General features: G+C 60.4%; 22 protein-coding genes. 10 read left to right on the top strand and 12 right to left on the bottom strand.

Features of this window, described 5'->3' with window-relative positions; translation table 11 throughout:
• Positions 1-64 precede the first annotated feature (64 nt).
• The 6 genes from DYL61_RS01350 to DYL61_RS01325 all read right to left on the bottom strand — a co-directional run bounded on the left by DYL61_RS01350 (position 65) and on the right by DYL61_RS01325 (position 7382).
• Positions 65-964 carry a DMT family transporter gene (locus DYL61_RS01350; protein WP_135306883.1) on the bottom strand — a complete coding sequence of 300 codons (900 nt, stop codon included), beginning with the start codon at positions 962-964 and terminating at the stop codon, positions 65-67.
• A 103-nt stretch (positions 965-1067) separates the two neighbouring features.
• Positions 1068-3620: a TonB-dependent receptor gene (locus DYL61_RS01345; RefSeq protein ID WP_135306882.1), complete on the bottom strand. Its 2553-nt coding sequence runs from the start codon at positions 3618-3620 to the stop codon at positions 1068-1070.
• Between the two features lie 118 nt (positions 3621-3738).
• Positions 3739-4707 (bottom strand): FecR family protein, encoded by a 969-nt coding sequence (locus DYL61_RS01340; protein WP_135306881.1) that lies wholly within the window; start codon positions 4705-4707, stop codon positions 3739-3741.
• Positions 4704-5243 (bottom strand): RNA polymerase sigma factor, encoded by a 540-nt coding sequence (locus DYL61_RS01335; protein WP_135306880.1) that lies wholly within the window; start codon positions 5241-5243, stop codon positions 4704-4706. The genes DYL61_RS01340 and DYL61_RS01335 overlap by 4 nt, the downstream gene beginning before the upstream one ends.
• Positions 5244-5698: 455 nt before the next feature.
• Positions 5699-6571: a dihydrodipicolinate synthase family protein gene (locus tag DYL61_RS01330; protein WP_135306879.1), complete on the bottom strand. Its 873-nt coding sequence runs from the start codon at positions 6569-6571 to the stop codon at positions 5699-5701.
• A 28-nt stretch (positions 6572-6599) separates the two neighbouring features.
• A complete protein-coding gene (locus DYL61_RS01325) occupies positions 6600-7382 on the bottom strand; it encodes an aldolase (protein ID WP_135306878.1) in 783 nt (260 codons plus the stop codon).
• 105 nt (positions 7383-7487) lie between these two features.
• Here DYL61_RS01325 and DYL61_RS01320 point away from each other — a divergent pair, with 105 nt between their 5' ends.
• Positions 7488-8015, top strand: a complete 528-nt coding sequence (locus DYL61_RS01320; RefSeq protein ID WP_135306877.1) for a helix-turn-helix domain-containing protein — start codon at positions 7488-7490, stop codon at positions 8013-8015.
• Between the two features lie 141 nt (positions 8016-8156).
• Here DYL61_RS01320 and DYL61_RS01315 read toward each other — a convergent pair whose 3' ends face one another.
• Positions 8157-9173, bottom strand: coding sequence for a DUF4917 family protein (locus DYL61_RS01315; RefSeq protein ID WP_135306876.1), 1017 nt, complete (start codon positions 9171-9173; stop codon positions 8157-8159).
• 125 nt (positions 9174-9298) lie between these two features.
• Between DYL61_RS01315 and yiaY the strand changes: the two genes are divergently transcribed.
• From yiaY to DYL61_RS01285, 6 genes are all read left to right on the top strand, one after another.
• The gene (yiaY, locus tag DYL61_RS01310; protein WP_135306875.1) at positions 9299-10447 is read left to right on the top strand and encodes an L-threonine dehydrogenase; all 1149 of its coding nucleotides are present in this window, start codon (positions 9299-9301) and stop codon (positions 10445-10447) included.
• A gap of 91 nt (positions 10448-10538) precedes the next feature.
• A complete protein-coding gene (locus DYL61_RS01305; protein WP_135306874.1) occupies positions 10539-11213 on the top strand; it encodes an NAD(P)H-binding protein in 675 nt (224 codons plus the stop codon).
• Positions 11213-12133, top strand: a complete 921-nt coding sequence (locus tag DYL61_RS01300) for a LysR family transcriptional regulator (RefSeq protein WP_135306873.1) — start codon at positions 11213-11215, stop codon at positions 12131-12133. Before DYL61_RS01305 ends, DYL61_RS01300 begins: the two co-directional genes overlap by 1 nt.
• Before the next feature lie 111 nt (positions 12134-12244).
• Positions 12245-13438: a CaiB/BaiF CoA transferase family protein gene (locus DYL61_RS01295; protein ID WP_135306872.1), complete on the top strand. Its 1194-nt coding sequence runs from the start codon at positions 12245-12247 to the stop codon at positions 13436-13438.
• On the top strand, positions 13435-14376 hold the full coding sequence (locus DYL61_RS01290; protein WP_135306871.1) for a hydroxymethylglutaryl-CoA lyase: 942 nt from the start codon (positions 13435-13437) through the stop codon (positions 14374-14376). Before DYL61_RS01295 ends, DYL61_RS01290 begins: the two co-directional genes overlap by 4 nt.
• Positions 14377-14435: 59 nt before the next feature.
• A complete protein-coding gene (locus DYL61_RS01285; RefSeq protein WP_135306870.1) occupies positions 14436-15764 on the top strand; it encodes an MFS transporter in 1329 nt (442 codons plus the stop codon).
• Positions 15765-15771: 7 nt separating this feature from the next.
• Here the strand turns inward: DYL61_RS01285 and DYL61_RS01280 are convergent, their stop codons facing one another.
• Entirely contained in the window at positions 15772-16257 is a 486-nt protein-coding gene (locus tag DYL61_RS01280) for a DMT family transporter (protein ID WP_135306869.1), read from the bottom strand.
• A 78-nt stretch (positions 16258-16335) separates the two neighbouring features.
• Here DYL61_RS01280 and DYL61_RS01275 point away from each other — a divergent pair, with 78 nt between their 5' ends.
• From DYL61_RS01275 to DYL61_RS01265, 3 genes are all read left to right on the top strand, one after another.
• A complete protein-coding gene (locus tag DYL61_RS01275; RefSeq protein ID WP_238704509.1) occupies positions 16336-17241 on the top strand; it encodes a LysR substrate-binding domain-containing protein in 906 nt (301 codons plus the stop codon).
• Positions 17242-17444: 203 nt separating this feature from the next.
• Positions 17445-18086 (top strand): LysE family translocator, encoded by a 642-nt coding sequence (locus tag DYL61_RS01270; protein ID WP_135306867.1) that lies wholly within the window; start codon positions 17445-17447, stop codon positions 18084-18086.
• A gap of 120 nt (positions 18087-18206) precedes the next feature.
• Positions 18207-18734: a DUF4142 domain-containing protein gene (locus DYL61_RS01265; RefSeq protein WP_016975135.1), complete on the top strand. Its 528-nt coding sequence runs from the start codon at positions 18207-18209 to the stop codon at positions 18732-18734.
• Between the two features lie 55 nt (positions 18735-18789).
• Here the strand turns inward: DYL61_RS01265 and DYL61_RS01260 are convergent, their stop codons facing one another.
• From DYL61_RS01260 to DYL61_RS01245, 4 genes are all read right to left on the bottom strand, one after another.
• Positions 18790-19200, bottom strand: a complete 411-nt coding sequence (locus tag DYL61_RS01260; protein ID WP_135306866.1) for a low affinity iron permease family protein — start codon at positions 19198-19200, stop codon at positions 18790-18792.
• 90 nt (positions 19201-19290) lie between these two features.
• Positions 19291-19791: a methylated-DNA--[protein]-cysteine S-methyltransferase gene (locus DYL61_RS01255; protein ID WP_135306865.1), complete on the bottom strand. Its 501-nt coding sequence runs from the start codon at positions 19789-19791 to the stop codon at positions 19291-19293.
• Positions 19792-19868: 77 nt separating this feature from the next.
• On the bottom strand, positions 19869-20189 hold the full coding sequence (locus DYL61_RS01250; RefSeq protein ID WP_135306864.1) for a hypothetical protein: 321 nt from the start codon (positions 20187-20189) through the stop codon (positions 19869-19871).
• Positions 20190-20222: 33 nt separating this feature from the next.
• Positions 20223-21137 (bottom strand): LysR family transcriptional regulator, encoded by a 915-nt coding sequence (locus DYL61_RS01245; protein ID WP_135306863.1) that lies wholly within the window; start codon positions 21135-21137, stop codon positions 20223-20225.
• Between the last annotated feature and the right edge of the window lie 71 nt (positions 21138-21208).

The following is a 21208-nucleotide window of genomic DNA, read 5'->3' as shown; positions in this document are numbered from 1 at the left end:
AGGGAGTGTCAGTAGATACATCTGTGACTGATACTCCGCCATCGGGAGCAAGCCCCCTCCCACATTAGATTGAGCCAGCCTTGGCTATTGGGGCCGGCTGAACGCTGGTCCTACGCCCCAACACCACCGTCACAATCACCCCACACGCAAACACCCACGTAATCGGCTCGATATGTTCGCCAAAGAACACCGCCGAAAACGCGATGGTGAAGAAAATCTGCAACAGCTGAATCTGGCTGACCCGTGCAATCCCGCCCATGGCCAACCCGGCATACCAGGCAAAGAACCCCAGGAACTGCGAGAACAGCGACACATAGCCAAACGCCCACCACGTGCGCATCGAAATCGCCCCGTGATGCTGCGCCGCCAGGTACCACACCGGGCCGATCAACACCGGCGTCGACAGCACCAGTGCCCAGCAAATCACTTGCCAGCCGCCCATCTCCTTGGCCAATCGGCCGCCTTCGGCATAACCCAGCCCACCCACGGCAATCGCGCCGAGCATCAGCAAATCGCCTGCCTGGATACTGCCGGCACCGGTGATCAATGCGTAACTCAACACCAACCCACTGCCCAACGCCGCGCAGGCCCAGAAGGCTTTTGACGGCCGCTCATGGGACAGCCATGCCGCATACAGCGCCACGCACAGCGGTTGCAGGCCATTGACCAGCGCACCGTGGGAGGCCGGCAAGGTTTGCATGGCCCAGGCCGACAGCACCGGAAAGCCCAGGATCACCCCGGCAATCACCAGGCACAGCCCGCGCACCTGGCGCCAGGTCGGCCATTGTTCACGCCGCCACAGCAACAATGCCGCCGCCGGAACCGCCGCAAACAACGCCCGGCCCAGGCCGTTGAGCAAGGGGTGGATTTCCTGCACCACAATGCGGGTGAAGGGCAGGGTCAGGCTGAAGATGATGACGCCCAGCAGGCCGAGGGCCATGCCGGTGTTTTCGCGCGAACTCATGGAGAAGGACCGAAATCTAGAGGGCTTCAAGGGAAGCCCATCTAGCCACAACCCCCGCCAATCGCGGGCCTACAGCTGGGTGCGGATTTATCCGTACAGTTTTTTAGAAGAAGCGGGTGTTGCTGATCTTGGCATCACGGCCTTTGGTGTAGGCACGGTCGCCGCTCAGGGCCGGCCGGAAGTTTTTGTTGAACAGGTTGTCCACGGTGAAGTTCACCTCGGTGCCTTTCAGGTAGTTTTGTTGTGGTTTCCATTTGGCGAACAGGCCCTGGGTGTTGTAGCGCTTGTTGCCGTACTGGTCGTAGAACAGGTCGCCCACACTGCTGCCCGGGCCACCGGAATACTTGTCGCTGGGCAAGCGGGAGGTCGCGCCGATGAACTGCCCCGTCCAGCCCACCTGGGCATCCCAGGCTGGAATATTGGTGCCGAGCACCAGCACCCATTTGGTCGGTGGGATATCCCGTGCTGCCACGTCCGGGCCCCAGGGGTTGGTGTAGGCGCCTTCATGGTCACCCTTGGCATAGGCGAACGACACCGAGCCGAACAGGTAGGTAGAGTTGTAGAAGGATTCGAGTTCGAAGCCCTTGATAGTCAGGCCACCGATATTGCGATAGTTGGACATCGCGCCGGGCGGGCAGGCCGTGGAGATGGTGCCGCCGTTGATGGCCTGGTTCTGGCAGCCGACACCGGTGGCCTTGAAGATCTCGTCTTCGACTTTGTTGTGGAAGAAGGTGGTGCGCAGTTGCAGATTGTCGTCGTGGGTGATCAGGTTGTCGAAGCTGCTGACGCTGCCCACGCTGATCGAAGTGATGCGTTCCGGGTCGAGGTCGACGCTGGTGGCGGTGCGGCTGCCCAGGCCCTGGACTTCGTACTGTTCATCGATCACTGGCGCGCGCCAGGTCTTGCTCCAGTTGGCGAACAGCCCGAGGTGCGGGTTGACGGTCCAGAACACCGCCAGGCGTGGCGACCAGCCGGTGTAGGTGCGGTCGCTGTAATCGTGGCCGAAGGACGGATCGGGGTTGCTGTAGTACGGCGCATCGTTGGCTTCTCCACGGTTGCGGACGTGGTCGTAACGCATCGATGGCGTGATGGTGACATCGCCCAGAGTCACCGCATCCTGCACGAAGAAACTGTTGGTATCGACCTTGCCGTGAGGCATGAAGCCCGGTTGGAAATGCCCGTAGTTGTAGCGCGGGGTGTTGTAGGTAGAACCCGGCATCCACATCTCGGTCTCGCGGGTGTGCTTGCGGATCTGCCCACCCACGGTGACGGCATGTTGCAACGGGCCCGTGTCAAACAGGCTGACGTTACGTATGTCGAGGTTCTTGTCGGTGTAGGCGGTGTCCATTTTGCGCCCACCGGTGGCCAACTGGAAAAACGCGGTGGCGTCGCGCTCGTCGGTCTGGTCGGTGTTGGACTGGGAGTATTTGACGGTCAGGTCCACCAGCGGGTTGTCCACGGGTGTGTATTCGTATTTGCCCGACCAGGTGGTGTCGACGGTGTCGCGATGGGCCAGGAAGCGCTTCAACGCCGCATCGTAGCCATAGCGGTCGATGTTGGCCTGGGTAGGCGGTGTCGGGTAGCTGGCAGCGGAGAACGGTGTCCAGCGATTGCTATGTGAGCGCGAGTAAGACAAGCCAACGGCGTGCTCTTCGGTGAAGTGGGCATTGACCTTGAACAGCTTGCCGTCGACATTCTGCGCGGAGTTCGGCAGGCGCTGAGGGTTCACCGGGTATTGATTGTTTTCGTTGGGCAGTTTGGCGGCGACCTTCATGTCGTCGCCGTCGCGTTGGGTCAGGTAGGCCAGGGCGTCGAAACGGCCATCATCGGTACGCCCGTACACGGCACTGCTATAGACCTGCTCATGGTCATTGCTGGAGTAACCGTATTTGAGCATCGCGCCACTGTTGCGGCCGTCCTTGAGCAGGTCGGGGGCATCTTTGGTGGTCATGTTGACCGTACCGCCAAACCCGCCGTTGCCGGTGAAAGGGGAGTTGGGGCCTTTCTCCACCTCGATGCTTTTGATCAGCTCGGGTTCGATGAACACCGTGCCTTGCTGATAGCGCTCAAAGCCGCTCTTGGTAGCGCCATCGACGGTCAACGGTACGTCTTCGGCATCGCCAAAACCGCGGATATTGATGGTCTGGCCGCCAGGCTTGAGCGAGCCGCCCTGGCTGACGCCGGGCAGGGTCTGCAACAGGCTGGGGATGTTATTGGATTGGTATCGGTCAATGTCTTCCTGGCTCAGGGTGGAGCGGCCGACGGTGCTGGAGTCGACCTCGGTGCCGGTGCCGATCACGCTCAGGGCGTCCAATTGGATCGCACCGCTGTTGGTGGTCTTGGCCTCTTCGGGCTTGACCACGTAGGTGTTGCCCACTTTGATCAGCGTAAACTCGCCATTTTTCAACAGTGTACGAATCGCCACTTCCGGGGTGAAATCACCGTTGAGCGCCGGCGCCTGCACGTTCTTGAACAGTTCCTCATCGAACAGCAGCTGGATCTTCGCCTGTTGTGCCACCTGGCTCAGGGATGTCGCGAGCGACTGAGCCGGTAGCGTGAATGACTCAGCCTGGGCACTGATGCTGAACGCCAGGCAGGTGGCGATAAGTGTCGGTCGAAGAAACAAGTGCGAAGCGTGGCAAGGCGCGCGAAACATGAAATCCCCCGGTGTGGCCAAATGGCCGAAAAGGTGTACGTAACAAACACAGACCGGGGGAAGACGGGGCAGGCGAGAAAATCCACACCTGCAAATGCAAAATATTCTCAAACGAGAGTCATTTGCTCGGTTCGATCCTCACGATGCCGTCGGCCGAGGCCACGGTTTTCACCGGCAGCAGGGCGGGCAGGGCGTTGAGCAAGGCGTCTGGGTCATTCACATCCAGGCTGCCCGAGACCTTCAATTGCGCCACCGCGTGATTCACCTGCAACGGCGCTTGAGGGCGGTACAGGCTTAACTCATCAATCAGGCTGGCCAGTTCGCGGTTGCGAAATGACAAGTGCCCGTTGCGCCAGTCGGCGACTTCTTCAGCGGTGAGGGTTTGCTGCTGCAACGTGCCCTTGGCGTAGCTGTAGGTGGCGCGTTGCTGTGCGCCCAGCAGGGCGACGGGGGTTTTAGCGTCCGGCTCGAAAGCAACCTGGCCATGGGCGACGCTGACCACCAGTTGTTGCTGGCTGCGGCGCACATCGAAACCGGTGCCGACCACTCGCACGTTGGCCTCGCCGGCTTGCACGTAGAGGGGTCGTTCCTTGTCGGCGGCGACTTCGATATACAACTGGCCCTTGTCCAGGTGCACGATGCGCTGGTGGGCGGTGAAGTCCAGGCGCAGGCGGGTGTTGGCGTTCACATACAACGTGCTGCCATCCGGCAAATTCAGGGTGCGCATGCCCTTGGCATGGGCGGCCACCTGGCTGTGATACAGCGTGCGCGGCGCGCCGATCTGGGTGGTGAGGGTGGCACACAATACGGCCGCCGCGACGGCCAGGGCTGGGCGTAATATCGATGGTTTGCGCTGGGGCAGTGGCACCGGTTTGTTCAGTTGCTGCAATTGGGCCAGGTCAGCCCACAGTTGCTCGAATTCGGCGTAGGCGCGCGCATGGGCAGGCTCTGCATGCCAGTCGGCAAAGGCCTTGCGCTCGGCGCGATCAGGCTCGTTGCGATTGCGGGCAAACCAACTGGCGGCTTGGGCGTCAACGGTGTCGCTGTCGTCGATATCCAGGGCGTCGATGTCGCTCAGGCGGTTCATTGTGGCTGCTCCGTGCCGTGGTCGTTTTGAAGGCGTCGCTTGCAATGCAGCAGGGCAAAGGCGATGTGCTTTTCCACCATGCTGGTGGAAATGCCCATGCGCTCGGCGATCTGCGCCTGGCTCAGGCCTTCGAAGCGGTGCAGCATAAGGGCTTCTCGCCGGCGGGGCGAGAGTTCGGCGAGGACTTCTTTCAACTGTTCCAGGCGTTGCAAGCGGTGTGCGGCGACCATGGGATCGTTTTGCTCGTCGGTGACAGGCTCGGCGTCCAGGTCGGCCTGATCATGATGGACGGTCTGCCGTACCTTCTGTTTGCGCCAGTGATCGCGCAGCAGGTTGCGCGCCATCTGGAACAGAAACGCCCGTGGCTGCTCGACCTTGGCCCGGTCGCGGTAGTCCAGCCATTGGGTAAAGACGTCCTGTGTCATGTCCGCCGCATCGCTGGCGTTGTCCGTGCGTTTGCGCAGGAAATACAGGATGTCTGTATAGAACCCGCGAAAGGCATCGGCCGACGACGGGTCGGGCTTGGGACGAGACATGGAAATCCTTCTTGACGAAGCACGGCTTGGAAAAGTCGTGAATGGTATCGAGAACCATTGTCATTTGTCTCTATATAACGGATGCACACCATCAAAAAGGTTGGAGAGGGCTTGTGTGGGAGATTCTATGTTATTGGGCAAGCCTGCCCTCAACATCTGAATCTGCACCAAGCTCGAAATACAGGCACACCGCCAATCCCCTGTGGGAGCGGCGGTGCGACGATTCGACTTGCTCGCGATGGCGGTGGTTCAGCTTGCATATGTATCGGCTGACACTCAGTCATCGGGGGCAAGCCCCCTCCCACAGTGGATTGCCGGTGTGACTGTTTCTTGAGCCTGACACAAAGCCAAATGTGGGAGCGGGCTTGCCCGCGAAAGCGGTGGCTCAGCTTGCAGATGTGTTGATTGGCACACCGCCATCGGGAGCAAGCCCGCTCCCACAGGGATTCGTGGCGTTAGCTGAGGAATGTTTTCAGGCGTTCGACCCCCGCTTCACTCAACGGGAACACCGGCAACCGTGGATCCCCCACCTCCAATCCCGTCAACCGCAACCCGGCCTTGATCGTCGCCGGCAAGCCACCCTTGAGGATGAATTCCAGCAACGGCAACTGCCGATAGAACAATTCCCGTGCCGTGGTCAGGTCATTGGCCAGCACCGCGTCATACAAATCCAGGTTCAGTTGTGGGATCAGGTTCGGCGCCGCCGTGCACCAGCCCTTGGCCCCCGCCGCAAACGCTTCCAGCGCCAGGGGATTGCAGCCGTTGTAGAACGGCACGTCCGTCTGGCTATGCAAGCGGTGCATGCGCTGAATATCCCCCGTGCTCTCCTTGACCATGGTCACGTTGGCGACCTGTTTGATGATGCGCAGGATCAACTCCACCGACATGTCGGTGCCGCTGGTGGCCGGGTTGTTGTAGAGCATGATCGGCACACCGATGCTGTCGCCGATCGCGGCGTAGTGGGCGACGATTTCCGCTTCGCTGAGCTTCCAGTAAGACGCGGGCAATACCATCACCGCATCGGCGCCATTGGCCTCGGCATAGCGGGCACGGCGCACGGCCTTGGCGGTGGTGAGGTCGGAGACGCTGACGATGGTCGGTACGCGCCGGGCGATTTTGGCCAGGCTGTAGGCGCTGACTTCATCCCATTCGGCGTCGCTCAAATACGCGCCTTCGCCGGTGCTGCCCAGCGGGGCGATGGCGTGCACGCCGTCGTCGATCAAGCGGTCGATGGAGCGGCCCAGGGCGTCGAGGTCGATGCGCTGACCGTCAGCGCTGAACGGGGTGATGGTGTAGCCGATGATGCCGTGAATGGTGGGGCTGGACATGGGAGGTCTCCGGGCGAAAAGGGGCGAATCAGTTCAGGCAATCGGCGTGTTTGCGCAGGTTCTGCCGGGCGTAGTAATTGAACGCGGCGCCATGGCGCTTGGGCCGGGAAATCCAGTCATGGGCCTCGCGCCCCAGCTCCGGCAGGATCGGCTTGATCGTGCCTGCCGCCATCGCCAGCAACTGCAACTTGGCCGCGCGTTCGATCAACTGCGCGATCACACAGGCTTCCTCGATGCTCGCCCCGGTGCTCAGTTGGCCATGGTGGGAAAGCAGGATGGCGCGCTTGTCGCCCAGGGCAGCGGTGATGATTTCGCCTTCCTCATTGCCTACTGGCACGCCGGGCCAAGCCTCCAGAAAGGCACAGTCTTCATACAGCGGGCACAGGTCCATATGGGACACCGCCAACGGCACTTCCAGCATCGACAGCGCCGCGATATGTGTCGGGTGGGTGTGGATGATGCAGTTCACGTCCGGCCGCCCACGGTACACCCAACTGTGAAAACGGTTGGCCGGGTTGGGAATGCCGTGGCCTTCCAGCACTTCAAGGTCTTCGTTGACCAGCAACAGATTACTCGCGGTGATCTCGTCAAAACCCAGGCCCAATTGCTGGGTGTAATAGGTGCCTGGCTCAGGCCCACGCGCGGTGATCTGCCCGGCCAGGCCGGAGTCGTGGCCGTTCTCGAACAGGATGCGACAGGTAAGCGCCAGCTTTTGCCGGTCGGTCCACGTATTATCCGCCAGGGTGTTTTGCATCTGGATCAGTGCTTGCTTGACCAGTTGGTCTTTGGGGAGTGCTAATGTCTTGGCCATATCGGGTGCCCTCGGTGGCTGCAAATGACACTAATGATGCTATATGACACTTTGTGTCATTGGCAAGCACAGCGTATCGCTTACTGCATGGATTAACCGCAGCGCATGTCTATCCGTTTGAAAGTATTGAGAAAAAAACTTGGCGTAACCCTTGAGGCCCTGGCTGAAAAATCCGGGATGACCAAGAGTTACCTGTCCAAGGTCGAGCGCGGGCTCAACACGCCGTCGATTGCCGCCGCGTTAAAGCTGGCCAAGGCGTTGAACGTGAAGGTCGAAGAGCTGTTCAGCGAAGACAGCGTGAGCCTCGACAGCTACAGCCTGGTACGCAGCCACGAGCGACCGGACACCTCACCGGGTTACGCGGTGCTGGCCCATCAGGTCAGCGAGCGTAGCCTGTTGCCGTTCATCATTTACCCGCCGGCGGAGTTCAGCGACAAGACCTTCAAGGAGCATCTGGGGGAGGAGTTTTTGTTCGTGCATGAAGGCCAGGTGGAAGTGGATTTCATGAACGAGCGCGTGATTCTGGAGCGTGGTGATGCGCTGCATTTCAATGCGCAGAAACCCCACCGGATTCGCTCGGTGGGGGCGGTGCAGGCGCAGTTGCTAGTGGTCGTACATAGCCCAGAAGAATGACCGCGCCAGTCATTTGAAATGCTCCCCAATGTGGGAGCTGGCTTGCCTGCGATAGCGGTATATCAGTAGCCAATGTGCAAGCTGACCCACCGCAATCGCAGGCAAGCCAGCTCCCACAGTTGATCTCCTTTGTTGTGGAGATCAGCGTTCGACAGGCACTGACAATGCAGGATTGCCCAGCGCATGGGTGCGTGCCGCGAAGAACCTCAGTTCAACCCCCGTCCCATCAAACAACTGCGAATACCGCCGCTTCTGCTGGCGAATAAACCCATCGCTGCGCCCCGACACCGAGATCGCCAGGGTGCTCAATTTGGCCTGGCGAATTGCATCCACCAAGTGTTTATCCTGCGCCCCCAAGTCATGGCCGAAGATGCACAACGCACCTTCGTGATTAAGCAACTGCTCATAGCAGAACGACAGATAATCCGAACTGCGAATGGTCTTGAGCTTCTCCTCGACCTTGCCCTCGCTGACGAACAGCGGCACATCGTCCAGGGTCTTGATCGTGTTGTTGATGGCAAAGCTGCTGAGCAACGTACTGTCGGTGGTTGGCAATTTGCGCGCAGTGCCGTCCAGGTTGCGCACCAGATGCAGGCCGCCGTGCAGGTACAAAATGCGCGTGGCCTCGGTGCGAGTGTCACGCAGGTCGAAGCTGGCATCGGCGCTGCGGAACAGGTCATCAATGCCCGGCGTATGCAGGATCGCCCAGTAGTTGAGCAAGTCGTAGTTGCTGGTGAACACCGTGGCGTAGCGCGCCAGCTCCGCGTTGATCGTCGCCAATGTCGACGGCTGCACCAGGCGCCACGGGATATGCACGGCGTGGATGGTGTTGATCAGCGCTTCCTTGATCGCGTAGTAGCGATTGCGTGGCGCCGCCGAGCTGACCGCCAGGGCCTTGTTGACCCGGCTAGTGGTTTTCAGCGCGCCAAGGGCTTGTTCGAAACTGCGGGTTTGCAGGGCGTCGAACACGCTGAGTTCGGATTGGCTCAGGGGTTTTTCTTCGACGGTGCGTGCGTTTTCGAACAATGAGTCGTAGGCAAAGTCTTCCCAAATCGTACGACTGGCGCCGTTGCCGATCAGAATCCCGTTGAAGTCGATCGCGCTGCGCAGCGCATTCCAGTCTTCAAGCTGGGCGTCAATATCCTGGAAATCCTTCATTGCGGCGGGTCTACTCGAAATCGGCTGGATGGCGACTTTATCACGAGCCGGCGTTGATCCTGATCAAGATGCCGCAGGCAGGTGAGGTCGATGCTGTAGGCATACACGTTATCCGAGGATTCGCCATGAGCAGCACGTTCTTCATTCCCGCCGTCAACATCATGGGCACCGATTGCCTCGACGAAGCCATGAGCGCCATTCGCAACTACGGTTTTCGCAAGGCGTTGATCGTCACCGACCTGGGCCTGGCCAAGGCCGGCGTGGCCAGCATGATCGCCGAGAAACTGGCGATGCAGGACATCGACTCTGTGATCTACGACGGCGCGAAACCCAACCCCAATGTGGAAAACGTCGAGAAAGGTCTGGCGCTATTGCAGGAAAGTACCTGCGATTTTGTCGTCTCCCTGGGGGGCGGCTCGCCCCATGACTGCGCCAAGGGCATTGCCCTGTGCGCCACCAACGGCGGGCATATCGGCGACTACGAAGGCGTCGACCAATCGAAAATACCGCAACTGCCACTGGTGGCGATCAACACCACCGCCGGTACCGCCAGCGAGATGACCCGTTTCTGCATCATCACCGACGAAAGTCGCCACGTGAAAATGGCCATCGTCGACCGTAACGTCACACCGCTGCTGTCGGTCAACGACCCGGCGCTGATGGTCGGCATGCCCAAGGGCCTTACCGCTGCCACCGGCATGGACGCCCTGACCCACGCCATCGAAGCCTACGTCTCCACCGCCGCCACGCCGATCACCGACGCCTGCGCCATCAAGGCCATCGAGCTGATCAGCGCCAACCTGCGCCTGGCCGTGCGTGACGGCAGCGACAAGGCTGCGCGGGAGAACATGGCCTACGCGCAGTTTCTCGCCGGCATGGCTTTCAACAATGCGTCACTGGGTTTCGTGCACGCCATGGCCCACCAATTGGGTGGCCTCTACGACCTGCCCCACGGCGTGTGCAACGCGGTGTTGCTGCCTCACGTACAAAGCTTCAACGCCAGCGTCAGCGCCAAACGCCTGAGCGACGTAGGCCGCGCACTGGGCGCCGACGTCAAGGGCATCACCGACGAGGAGGGCGCCCAAGCGGCGATTGCAGCCATTCGTAGCCTGGCGCTCGACGTTGAAATCCCCGCAGGATTGCGGGAGTTGGGCGCTAAGTTGCAGGACATTCCTTTGCTCGCCACCAATGCGCTGAAGGACGCGTGTGGGCTGACCAACCCTCGGCGGGCGGATCAAAGGCAGATAGAAGAGATCTTTCGCAGCGCTTTCTGACGGGGCAGTTACAAGCCGCAAGCGTTAAGCTACAAGTTGAACTGCATCCAACTTGTTGCTCGAAGCTTGCGGCTTGCCGCTGAGGTCCCTTATGAGAGTTCTACTATTCGGCGCCACCGGCATGGTCGGCCAAGGCGTGCTGCGTGAATGCCTGCTGGCCGCCGACGTGCAGGAAGTGGTTGCGGTGGGCCGTACGCCGTTGACCCAGGAGCACGGCAAGCTGCATCAGGTGTTGCACAGCGACATGCTGGATTTCCAGCCCCTGGAGAACCTGTTGCAGGGCTTTGATGCGTGTTTCTTCTGCCTGGGCGTTTCGTCGGCCGGGATGAACGAGGCCCAGTACACCCACCTCACCTATGACCTCACGCTGGTCGCTGCCAGCACCCTGGCGCGGCTCAATCCGCAGATGACGTTTATCTACGTGTCCGGCGCCGGGACCGACAGCTCCGAGGCGGGCAAGTCGATGTGGGCGCGGGTCAAGGGCAAGACCGAGAATGCGTTGCTGCGCTTGCCGTTCAAGGCGGTGTATCTGTTCCGGCCGGGGGTGATCCAACCATTGCATGGCGTGCGTTCGAAGACGCCGTTGTATCAATCCTTTTATTCCGTGCTGGGGCCGGTGTTGTCGCTGGTGCGCCGGGTCAATCCAGGCTGGGTGGTCAGTACCGAAACCGTTGGCCGGGCAATGTTGCAGGCGGCAAGTTACGGCGCCTCGAAGCCGGTGGTGGAACAGGCCGAGATCAACCGCTTGGCCAACGAGCGCCACTGATGTTGCACAAGAGCCTGGTACGTCGCCTTGACCTGATCACCTTGCAACTGTTCGTCGCGGTGTACGAAGAAGGCACGTTGACCCGCGCTGCTAACCGTGAAGCCATCGCCGTATCGGCCGCCAGCAAGCGCCTGATGGAGTTGGAGCAAGTGTTGGGTGTGAGCCTGTTTGTGCGGCGGGCCAAGGGCATGGACCTGACGGCGGCCGGCGAAACCCTGCTGCACCATGCCCGGCAGATGCTGTTCAACGTCGAGAAAATGGGCCTGGAACTGGGCGAACACAGCCACGGTGTGCGTGGTTATGTGCGGATGCTGGCCAATCTGTCGGCGATCATTCAGTTTCTTCCTGAGGACTTGCGGGATTTTTCCGAACTTCACCCTGAAGTGAAAACCGACCTGGAAGAGCGCCCCAGCAACGGCGTGGTGCAGGGCGTGCTCGACGGCGTGGCGGACCTGGGCATCTGTTCTTGTGACACCGACACCAAAGGCCTGCCCAGCGTGACCTATCGCCTCGATAAGCTGGTGGTGCTGATGCCCGCCGATCATCCGTTGGCCGCCCGCGATAGCGTGGCCTTCGCCGAAACCCTGGACAGCGATTACGTTGGCCTGCACGCCGCCAGCTCCATCAATATGCGCACCCACGCCGCCGCGCGCGAGGCGGGCAAGATGCTGCGCCTGCGCATCCATGTGCCGGGGTTTGACGCGATGTGCCGGATGGTCCAGGCGAACATGGGTATCGGAATCCTGCCGCACAAGGCGTACGAATTGTTCGGCCGCGCATTGGGTTTGCATGCCGTGCCGCTGTCGGATGCCTGGTCGGATCGCCGTTTGATCCTGGTGGTACGCGATGAGGCACAGCTCTCGCCGGTCAGCCGCTTGCTCTTTGATTACCTGAGCAATACCCCCGATTCCTACAGATAATTCTTTGGTCGTTCGCGTTTTGCGAACGCTCCTTGCCAACTGACGGTTGGATTTCTCCTGCGGCTGCCCTCTAGTCTTGGCCCCACATTCCAAGAACAAGAGGTGCACCCCATGACGGCTCCCCTGAGCGGTATCAAGGTGATTGAGATCGGCACCCTGATTGCCGCGCCGTTCGCCGCCCGGCTGATGGCCGAGTTTGGCGCCGAGGTGATCAAGATCGAAGCCATGGGCCAGGGCGATCCGCTTCGCAAATGGCGAAAGCTGCATGAAGGCACGTCACTGTGGTGGTACCTGCAATCGCGCAACAAGAAGTCCCTGGCATTGGACCTCAAGTCCGCTGAAGGCCTGGACCTGATCAAGCAACTGCTTGGCGACGCCGACGTCCTCATTGAAAACCTGCGCCCCGGCGGCCTGGAAAAACTCGGGCTGGGCTGGGACGTGCTGCATGCCCTCAACCCCAAGCTGACCCTGGTGCGTATTTCCGGCTACGGCCAGACCGGCCCTTACCGTGACCGTCCGGGCTTTGGTGCCATCGGCGAGGCCATGGGGGGGATTCGCTACACCACCGGCAACCCGGATTCGCCACCGGCGCGAGTCGGGGTGAGCCTCGGCGATTCCCTGGCGTCGTTGCACGGTGTGATCGGCGCGCTGATGTCGTTGCTGCGGGTCAAGACCGGGCAGGGCGATGGGCAGATTGTCGACGTGTCCCTAGCTGAAAGTGTGTTCAACCTGATGGAAAGCCTGGTGCCCGAATACGACATGCTCGGCCATGTGCGTGAACGCAGCGGTGGCGCCTTGCCCGGTATCGCACCCTCCAACACCTACCTGACCGCCGACGGTGCCTATGTGGTGATCGCCGGCAACAGCGACCCGATCTACAAACGCCTGATGACCACCATCGGCCGTGTCGACTTGGCCGAGGCGCCTGAGTTCGCCCATAACGATGGCCGTGCCGCCAAGAGCGGCTTGCTTGACGCGGCGATCACCCACTGGACCAGCAGCCGGCCCATCGAGCAGGTGCTCAGTGCCCTGGAGGCGGCCGAAGTGCCGGCTGGGCGCATCTACTCCGTGGCCGATATCGTCAGTGACCCGCACTATCAGGCGCGGGAGATGCTACTCAATGCCGAGTTGCCCGGCGGCGTGTCGGTGAAGATGCCGGGCATCGTGCCCAAGCTTTCTGAAACCCCCGGCGGTGTGAACTGGCAGGGCCCGAGTCTCGGCCAGCACACCGACGATATCCTCGGCAGCCTCGGCCTGACCGGCGCTGATATCCAACGTCTGAAAACCTCGGGAGTGGTGCAATGATTACAGACTATTCCGACGCGCTGATCGTGCAGGAAGTGTCCCCGCGTGATGGCTTGCAGATCGAGCCAACCTGGGTTGAGACGGCTGACAAGATCGCGCTGATCGATCAGCTTTCCCTCGCCGGATTCTCGCGGATCGAAGCCGGCTCGTTCGTCTCGCCCAAAGCCATTCCCGCGTTGCGCGATGGCGAGCCAGTGTTCCAGGGCATCGCGCGCAAGCCGGGGGTGATCTACGTAGCACTGATCCCCAACCTCAAGGGCGCCCAGCGTGCCGTCGAGTCTCGTGCCGATGAGTTGAACCTGGTGATGTCCGCCAGCCAGACCCACAACCTGGCCAATATGCGTATGCGGTGCGAGGCGTCATTGGCGGCGTTCAGCGATATCGTCAGTTTTGCTGGCGATCATCCGGTGCGCCTCAACGGCAGCATCGCCACCACCTTCGGCTGCCCGTTCGAGGGCAAGATCGATGGGGACCGCGTGCTACAAATCGTCGAGGCTTATCAGGAACTCGGCATCCAGGGCATCAGCCTCGCCGACACCACTGGCATGGCCAACCCGCGTCAGGTGGAACGCTTGGTCAAGCGCGTGTTGGCGCGTGTATCCGCCAGCGATCTGACCCTGCATTTTCATAACACCCGTGGCCTGGGCTTGTGCAACGTGCTGGCCGCTTATGAGGCCGGCGCCCGTCGTTTTGATGCGGCCCTCGGCGGCCTTGGCGGTTGCCCGTTTGCACCGGGCGCCTCGGGCAATATCTGCACCGAAGACCTGGTGAATCTCTGCGAAGAGGTGGGGATTCACACCGGTATCGACCTGCCACACCTGCTGCAAATGTCCCGTCGCCTGCCGGCCTTGCTGGGCCATGAGTTGCCTGGCCAAGTGGCCAAGGCCGGGCGCAACTGCGACCTGCATCCACCCCCGGCGTACATCGCCACGCTGTAACGCCGCACCAGACAACAAAAACAATCGGACGCCTGTGAGCAGTCCGCTGGAGAGAAAGCATGAGCACGAATATCTTCGAGGCCGGCGCACGCCCGGCCGATGAAACCGACGCGATTAAAGCCGTGGTGAACAAAGTCGCCTGGCGCCTGATGCCGCTGATCATGGTGTGTTACCTGTTCGCGTTTTTTGACCGCATCAACATCAGCTTTGCCAAGTTCCAGCTGCAAGCCGATCTTGGCTTGAGCAATACCGCGTATGGCCTGGGTGCGGGCCTGTTTGTCGTCGGCTATGTCATTTTCGAAGTGCCCAGCAACATGATGCTGTACAAGGTCGGTGCACGGCGCTGGATCGCACGGATCATGGTGTCGTGGGGGCTGGCGACCGCGGCCATGGTGTTTGTCACCGCCGAATGGCAGTTCTACGCGCTGCGTTTTCTGATCGGCGCCATGGAGGCGGGTTTTGCGCCGGGCGTGCTGTACTACCTGACGCTGTGGTTTCCCCAGGACTTCCGCGGGCGCATCACCTCGATGCTGTTTCTTGCCTCGGCGTTTGCCGGACTGGTGGGGGCACCGTTCTCCGGACTGGTACTGGAACATATGGACGGCGTGCTGCAGATGCGCGGCTGGCACTGGTTGTTCCTGCTGGGCGGCATGCCGTGCGTGGTGTTGGCGTGGATGGTGCTGACCCAATTCAAGGATCGTATCGAGGATGCGCCCTGGCTGACCTCGGCGGAAAAAGCCTTGCTCTCCAGCCGTATCGCCGTGCACGAAGTACACAAGAAAGGCTCCCTCCTGCAAGCGCTGCGCATCCCTGGTTTCCTGATGCTCGGGTTGATCTATTTCCTGATCCAGGTGGCGTCCTATGGCCTGAATTTCTGGGCGCCGCAATTGATCCGCAGCACCGGTATCGAAAGTTCGGTGGTGATTGGCCTGCTGACCGCTATCCCGTATATCTGCGGTGCGATCACGATGGTGGTGGTCGGGCGGTGGTCGGATGCCACGGGTGAGCGGCGCAAGTTTGTCAGTGGGCTGGTGGCGTTGGGGGCCGTGGGGTTCTTCTGCGCCGGGATCTTCGATGACCACACCACGTTCCTGATCATCGCGTTGGGCTTGCTGGGTGCGGGCATTATTGCGGCCATCCCGACGTTCTGGACGCTGCCACCCAAACTGTTGGCGGGTGCTGGTGCCGGTGCAGCGGGTGGGATTGCCTTGATCAACACCCTGGGGCAACTGGGCGGGATTGTCAGCCCGGTCATGGTCGGGCGTATCAAGGACATCAGCGGCAGCACCACGCCTGCGCTTTATGTGATCGGTGTATGTGCGTTGATTGCTGCGGCGTTGCTGTTGTGGGGCTTGCCGCAAAAGCTGCGCACTTCCGACAAGCGTTGACGCTTGATCACGCGGCGGCCAGAGCTTTGCCTGGCGTCGCGCTGAATTGAATCAACGCCACGCCACCTATCAACAACAACGCCCCCAACACGCGGGGCGTTGTCAGTTGGCGCTCCACCAGACCAAACAGGCCGAAGTGGTCGAGCACCAGTGACGCCAGGATTTGCCCGGCCATGGCCAGCGCAATAAAACCCGACGCTCCCAGCTTGGGCAGTAGTACCAATGCCAGGGAAATAAAGCACACGCCAAATGCGCCACCGGCCCACATCCACAGCGGTGCCTTGCTGATAAACGTGAGGCTCGGCAGGGGCAAGCGCAGGGCGATGATCACCGGCAACAACACAACGATGCTCACCAACAACGACGCCAGGGTTGCCCACAACGGATGGCCGAGCCCGCGCCCCAGGTTAGCGTTGATCGCACTTTGAAACGGCACCACTGCTCCGGCGATCACCGCCAGCGCCAATAATCCTGCCCAATGCAAGGTTGTCATTTGGATGTCTCCCAGAGGTTTTGCTGGACTCTAGGGTATTCGTCGCGCAAATTTAAATTCCAAGTTCTTATGCTGAGCATGCAGCTGATGAATGATCTTCGCCGCATCGACCTTAACCTGCTGGTGATCCTTGATGCGTTGCTCACCGAACAACACGTCACCCGTGCCGCTGAGCGTTTACATCTGAGCCAACCAGCGGTCAGCCATGCGTTGGCGCGCTTGAGGGATATGCTGGGTGACCCGTTGCTGGTCCGCCAGGGCGGTAGCCTGGTGCCGACCGCGCGTGCGTTGGAACTGGCAACGCCACTGGCCGAAGCGTTGGCCCATGTGCAGGCGCTACTGGCACCTAACCGATTTGACCCGGCATCGGCCAAGCGCCGGTTTCGCGTGGCGATGTCGGACTACAGCGCAGCCATATTCCTCCCGAGGTTGGTGCGCATGTTGCGTCGTGACGCGCCCGGTATCGACCTGCAAATTATCCAGGCCAGCCGTGAAGGCATGGTCGACGCTGTGCTCAATGGCGACCTCGATCTGGCCGCCGGCGTGTTCCCCGACACGCCGGCCGAACTGCGCATCACGTCGTTATTTGAAGAACACTACACCTGCCTGGTTGACCGCGACAGTCTGCCGGCTGACGGCGCGTTGGATCTGGCCACTTACCTGTCGCGCCCCCATGTACTGCTGGAAATGCGTGGCAGCGGTACGCCGGAAATCGAGCGAGCGTTGACGGCGATTCGTCAGCGTCGACATGTGGCCATCAGCCTCCCGCATTGGGGCGTGGCGCCGCAGTTGATCGAGGGTACGGATCTGATTTTGACGGTGTCGTCACGGGGGTTGCTGAATATCGATCACCAAGCGTTGGTCGCCGTACCGCCGCCGTTTCACATCCCATCGTTTGCGGTTGAATTGGCGTGGCATGCGCGGCGGGGCGGAGATGTGGGATTGCAGTGGTTTATTGGGCGAGTGCAAGACGTGCTGGCCTGAAACTGTTCCAAATGTGGGAGGGGGCTTGCCCCCGATGAGGGAGTGTCAGTGACTACCTGTATGGCTGACCCACCGCCATCGGGGGCAAGTCGAACCGTCGCACCGCCCCTCCCACATTTAATTTGTGGTGTTGCTGGCGTTGCGTTCACTCACAGAACATGCAAAATCCATCCACCTCTTAACCGCCTATCAGAGTCGCGCCGATGACCCCTTCCTTATTGCTAGCCGTCCTCGCCTCAGGCTTTATCTACGGTATTACGCCCGGTCCTGGCGTGCTGGCCGTGTTCGGCATCGGCGCCGCCCGTGGTCGTCGCGCCGGGGCGGGTTTCCTGTGCGGGCATTTGCTGGGTGATGTGGTGTGGTGCAGTACGGCGTTGATTGCCATCGTCGGCGCGCGGGAAGTCGGCAGCAGCGCCTTTGACGTGTTGGGCGTGCTCAGCGGCCTGTATCTGTTCTGGCTCGGCTGGCGCGCGATCCGCACCCAGCGTCGCAGCAGCGATGCACCCCAGGGCGCGGCGCGGCATCCGTTCTGGCACGGCATCGTGTTCGGGCTCACCAACCCCAAGGCTTACCCGGTGGCCGTCGCCACCTTTACCGCGTTGCTGTCCAGCCGTGCCGAGTTGCTGACGTGGTCGATGCTGCCGTGGCTGATCATCTTGAGTTTCATCGGCGGCCTGCTGGCCTACGCGATTCTGATCGGTGTGGTCGGTGCTCAGCGCGTGCGCACGGTGTACCAGCGCCATGAAATCCTCATCACCAAACTCTGTGGCGTGATGTTTATCGGCTTCGCCATCAATGCCCTGGCGCACGCGTTGCCGGGTCTGTTTGGCAGCAAACCGGCCTGATGGAAAGATGACCGTTCGTCGTACCGGCGAGTTTTTTCTAAACCTTTACCGCCCTGAAAATTCGAAAGCAGGGCGGGGGTGTGTTCTCCCGCGTTTATTTTTGCCCTGGAGGAACCCATCATGAGCCGCATGGCTATCCGGTTACGCACCGCCAGTTTCGCGATGCTGCTGGGCCTCGGCGCCAGCAATGCTTTCGCCCAGTCGCCTGCTGAATTTATCGAGCAGGCTTCGGCCAAAGGGATGGCCGATATCGAAACCAGTCGCATGGCCCACGCCAAAACCTCGTCCCAAGAGATCAAGGACTACACCATTGAGGTGATCAACGAGCGCACCCTGGCCAACCAACATCTGGCGGCCATTGCCAAGAAGCTCGACCTGCCGGTGGCGCCGCGCGAGAAGATCGTCGACAAGGCTGAAACCTTGATGCCAGAGCTCAAGGACGGCGACTCCTTTGACGCCGCCTACACTGCGCAACAGGTCAAGGAAAACGAAGACGCTATCGCCCTGTTCAAGCAGGAAGGCGCAGCGTCGGATGTGCCGGAAATAAAAGCACTGGTGGACGAAACGCTACCCAAATTGGAAGAGCGTTTGCAGAAGGCCCGCGCCCTGGCATCGACCTATGGGAAAGGTCATCAAGGCGACGGTTGATTGGGCGCCTTGATATGAAAGAGCGGCGGTTGGAGTACATCCAACCGCTGTTTTTTTATGCCTGGTTCAAATCGGTCTTGTTCGACGCCGCATCATTGTCACCGTTGAGCTGCATGGTGTCGGGGTCACCGATGCTGCGGTATTCCTTGCGCAGCTTTTCCAATGCCTTGAGGTCCAGTCCATCCAGGCTGAGCACGGCGTTTTGCGCGTCCTTGGTGACGCGCAGCAATTCGTCGATCTTGATATGCAGGATGTCGCTGTCACGGTTCTGCGTGTTCTGGATCAAGAACACCATCAGGAAGGTGATGATGGTGGTCGAGGTGTTGATGATCAATTGCCAGGTGTCGTTGTAGTGGAAATACGGCCCGCTCAGGCTCCACGCCAGGATCAACGCCACCGCCGTAAAGAACGTGCGCGGGCTGCCAGCCCAACGGGACAGGGATTGCGAGACTGCGGAGAATTTCATGACCGTTTTCCTTGGAAAGGGGTGATGAAATAATGGACCGCAGGAATTCTTTGAAATTTCTTTTTACATTCAGCTCGATTGGCAAGCGTCTTAGAACGCCAGTTCAGCCTGGCCTGTGCCTTCCAGCGCGAGCAGATACTGCTTGGCCTGCAATCCACCGGCGAATCCTGTCAGGCCGCCTGATGCCCCAATGACTCGGTGGCACGGTGCAATGATGGAGATGGGATTACGCCCGTTGGCCGCACCCACCGCGCGCACGGCTTTGGGGTTGCCGATCTGCTGGGCAATCTGGCTGTAGCTGCGGGTTTCGCCGAAGGGAATGGTCAGCAACGCCTGCCAGACTTGCTTCTGGAAATCGGTGCCGGTGAAATCCAGCTCCAGCTCGAAATGGTTGCGGGTGCCGGCAAAGTATTCCTGCAACTGGCGTTCGGTTTCCAACAGCACGGGGCTATCATTGGCTTCATGCAGCTCACCCAGGCGGACGCGGTTGGCGCGTTCGACTTCCCACAGGATCGCATTGAGCTTGCCGTTGCGCGCCACCAACGTGAGTTGGCCGACGGGGGAGGGCATGAGTTTGTATTCGTAGGGCATAAGTGGGCTCCCGGGTGTTTGTGATTGAAGTCTAAAGCGCCGTGCCGGGTGGGAAACTACGTTTCTTGCGGTTGAATTCAACCGCGCCAGTAAAGCCATTCGGATAACGCTGGATAAGCGTAGAACCATGCGATGTAGCCGAGGGCCATCAGTATTGAGGGGGTCGATAGCATCACCGTCGATACCAGATTCAGAAGCGTGGCGACAACCGCCATCACCGTTAACCTCCTGTTGCCGTGGCGGGCGGCGACCCAGACACCCCAGGCTGATGATGCAATGGCCAGTACCACGCCTGTGCCGCCCAGATTCGTCAGCGAAATCATCAATGGCACGATCAGGACAAGGCCTGAGACGTTGTAGGCTGGCTGTCTTGTACGGCTGCGGTTGAACAGGATCATGTTGGGGCTCTGCGTCATCAACTGAAAACTTTACTATTCAAGCTCAAGCTTAGTGTTTGCAATCGGCGTTTGCCTAATCACCGACATGAAGGCATCCACTAGCAGGCTATGTCGTGTATCACTGCGAGTCAGCACCAATAACTTTGCACACGCATCCACCTCCACCAGCGGTCTGTATGTCACGCCCTTGTTCATCAGGCTCCGGGTACATTCCGGTACCAGCGCCACACCTTGCCCAGCGGCTACCAAGGCGATGATCGAAGTAATCTGGCGCCCGGTCGGCCCAGGTCGCAAGGGTTGTCCGTGGTGTCGGTAAAGCTGCTCGATAGATTGATTCAACCCCGAGCCGTAATCCGGCGGGAACAGGATCAACGGATAAGCACTGAGTTGCGCCAGGCTGACCTGCGCCTGGGTTGCCAAAGGACTATCGCTGGAGACTGCGGCCACCAGGCGTTCTTCGCCCAGTGACAGGACTTGCATCTCCTTTCCCTGAGGTATCAAACGGCTAAGACCGATATCGAGGCGCCCATCCGCCACCTGCGCACCCAGGCTGCCGGAAGCGCATTCCACCAGGGTGAGTTGCACATCGGGAAAGCGCTGGGCGAACCCCTGGATCACCTGGCTGAACAGGTCCGACAGGGCAATCGAGCTGACGTAGCCCAACGCCAATTGCCCTGCGGTGCCCGCCGCCAGCTTGCCGGCGATCACCTGTGCCAACTCCACTTGTTCCAGCACAACTCGCGCATAAGGCAAAAACGAGCGGCCTTGAGCCGTCAGCGTGACTGAGCGGCTGGTGCGGTCGAAGAGTTTGAACCCCAGTTCGGCTTCCAGCGCCGAAATCTGCCGGGTCAATGGCGGTTGTGCCAGGTGCAGGCGAATGGCTGCGCGGCCAAAGTGCAACTCTTCGGCGACTGTCAGAAAATACCGCAGCTTGCGTAGGTCGAGCATCCTGGCTCCAGGGTATTGATCGGTGCGAATTCGGTATTGGTCCAAGACCTGCCGACCATTCTATAAAGACC

The organism is Pseudomonas nabeulensis (assembly GCF_004682045.1).
Classification (GTDB): Bacteria; Pseudomonadota; Gammaproteobacteria; order Pseudomonadales; family Pseudomonadaceae; genus Aquipseudomonas; species Aquipseudomonas nabeulensis.
This window is presented reverse-complemented; position numbering and strand designations above follow the sequence as displayed.

Bases quoted from the DNA above. Each gene is read 5' to 3' on its own strand.
- DYL61_RS01350 (WP_135306883.1), bottom strand. From the start codon at position 964: ATGAGTTCGCGCGAAAACACCGGCATGGCCCTCGGCCTGCTGGGCGTC.
- DYL61_RS01345 (WP_135306882.1), bottom strand. From the start codon at position 3,620: ATGTTTCGCGCGCCTTGCCACGCTTCGCACTTGTTTCTTCGACCGACA.
- DYL61_RS01340 (WP_135306881.1), bottom strand. From the start codon at position 4,707: ATGAACCGCCTGAGCGACATCGACGCCCTGGATATCGACGACAGCGAC.
- DYL61_RS01335 (WP_135306880.1), bottom strand. From the start codon at position 5,243: ATGTCTCGTCCCAAGCCCGACCCGTCGTCGGCCGATGCCTTTCGCGGG.
- DYL61_RS01330 (WP_135306879.1), bottom strand. From the start codon at position 6,571: ATGTCCAGCCCCACCATTCACGGCATCATCGGCTACACCATCACCCCG.
- DYL61_RS01325 (WP_135306878.1), bottom strand. From the start codon at position 7,382: ATGGCCAAGACATTAGCACTCCCCAAAGACCAACTGGTCAAGCAAGCA.
- DYL61_RS01320 (WP_135306877.1), top strand. From the start codon at position 7,488: ATGTCTATCCGTTTGAAAGTATTGAGAAAAAAACTTGGCGTAACCCTT.
- DYL61_RS01315 (WP_135306876.1), bottom strand. From the start codon at position 9,173: ATGAAGGATTTCCAGGATATTGACGCCCAGCTTGAAGACTGGAATGCG.
- yiaY (WP_135306875.1), top strand. From the start codon at position 9,299: ATGAGCAGCACGTTCTTCATTCCCGCCGTCAACATCATGGGCACCGAT.
- DYL61_RS01305 (WP_135306874.1), top strand. From the start codon at position 10,539: ATGAGAGTTCTACTATTCGGCGCCACCGGCATGGTCGGCCAAGGCGTG.
- DYL61_RS01300 (WP_135306873.1), top strand. From the start codon at position 11,213: ATGTTGCACAAGAGCCTGGTACGTCGCCTTGACCTGATCACCTTGCAA.
- DYL61_RS01295 (WP_135306872.1), top strand. From the start codon at position 12,245: ATGACGGCTCCCCTGAGCGGTATCAAGGTGATTGAGATCGGCACCCTG.
- DYL61_RS01290 (WP_135306871.1), top strand. From the start codon at position 13,435: ATGATTACAGACTATTCCGACGCGCTGATCGTGCAGGAAGTGTCCCCG.
- DYL61_RS01285 (WP_135306870.1), top strand. From the start codon at position 14,436: ATGAGCACGAATATCTTCGAGGCCGGCGCACGCCCGGCCGATGAAACC.
- DYL61_RS01280 (WP_135306869.1), bottom strand. From the start codon at position 16,257: ATGACAACCTTGCATTGGGCAGGATTATTGGCGCTGGCGGTGATCGCC.
- DYL61_RS01275 (WP_238704509.1), top strand. From the start codon at position 16,336: ATGCAGCTGATGAATGATCTTCGCCGCATCGACCTTAACCTGCTGGTG.
- DYL61_RS01270 (WP_135306867.1), top strand. From the start codon at position 17,445: ATGACCCCTTCCTTATTGCTAGCCGTCCTCGCCTCAGGCTTTATCTAC.
- DYL61_RS01265 (WP_016975135.1), top strand. From the start codon at position 18,207: ATGAGCCGCATGGCTATCCGGTTACGCACCGCCAGTTTCGCGATGCTG.
- DYL61_RS01260 (WP_135306866.1), bottom strand. From the start codon at position 19,200: ATGAAATTCTCCGCAGTCTCGCAATCCCTGTCCCGTTGGGCTGGCAGC.
- DYL61_RS01255 (WP_135306865.1), bottom strand. From the start codon at position 19,791: ATGCCCTACGAATACAAACTCATGCCCTCCCCCGTCGGCCAACTCACG.
- DYL61_RS01250 (WP_135306864.1), bottom strand. From the start codon at position 20,189: ATGATCCTGTTCAACCGCAGCCGTACAAGACAGCCAGCCTACAACGTC.
- DYL61_RS01245 (WP_135306863.1), bottom strand. From the start codon at position 21,137: ATGCTCGACCTACGCAAGCTGCGGTATTTTCTGACAGTCGCCGAAGAG.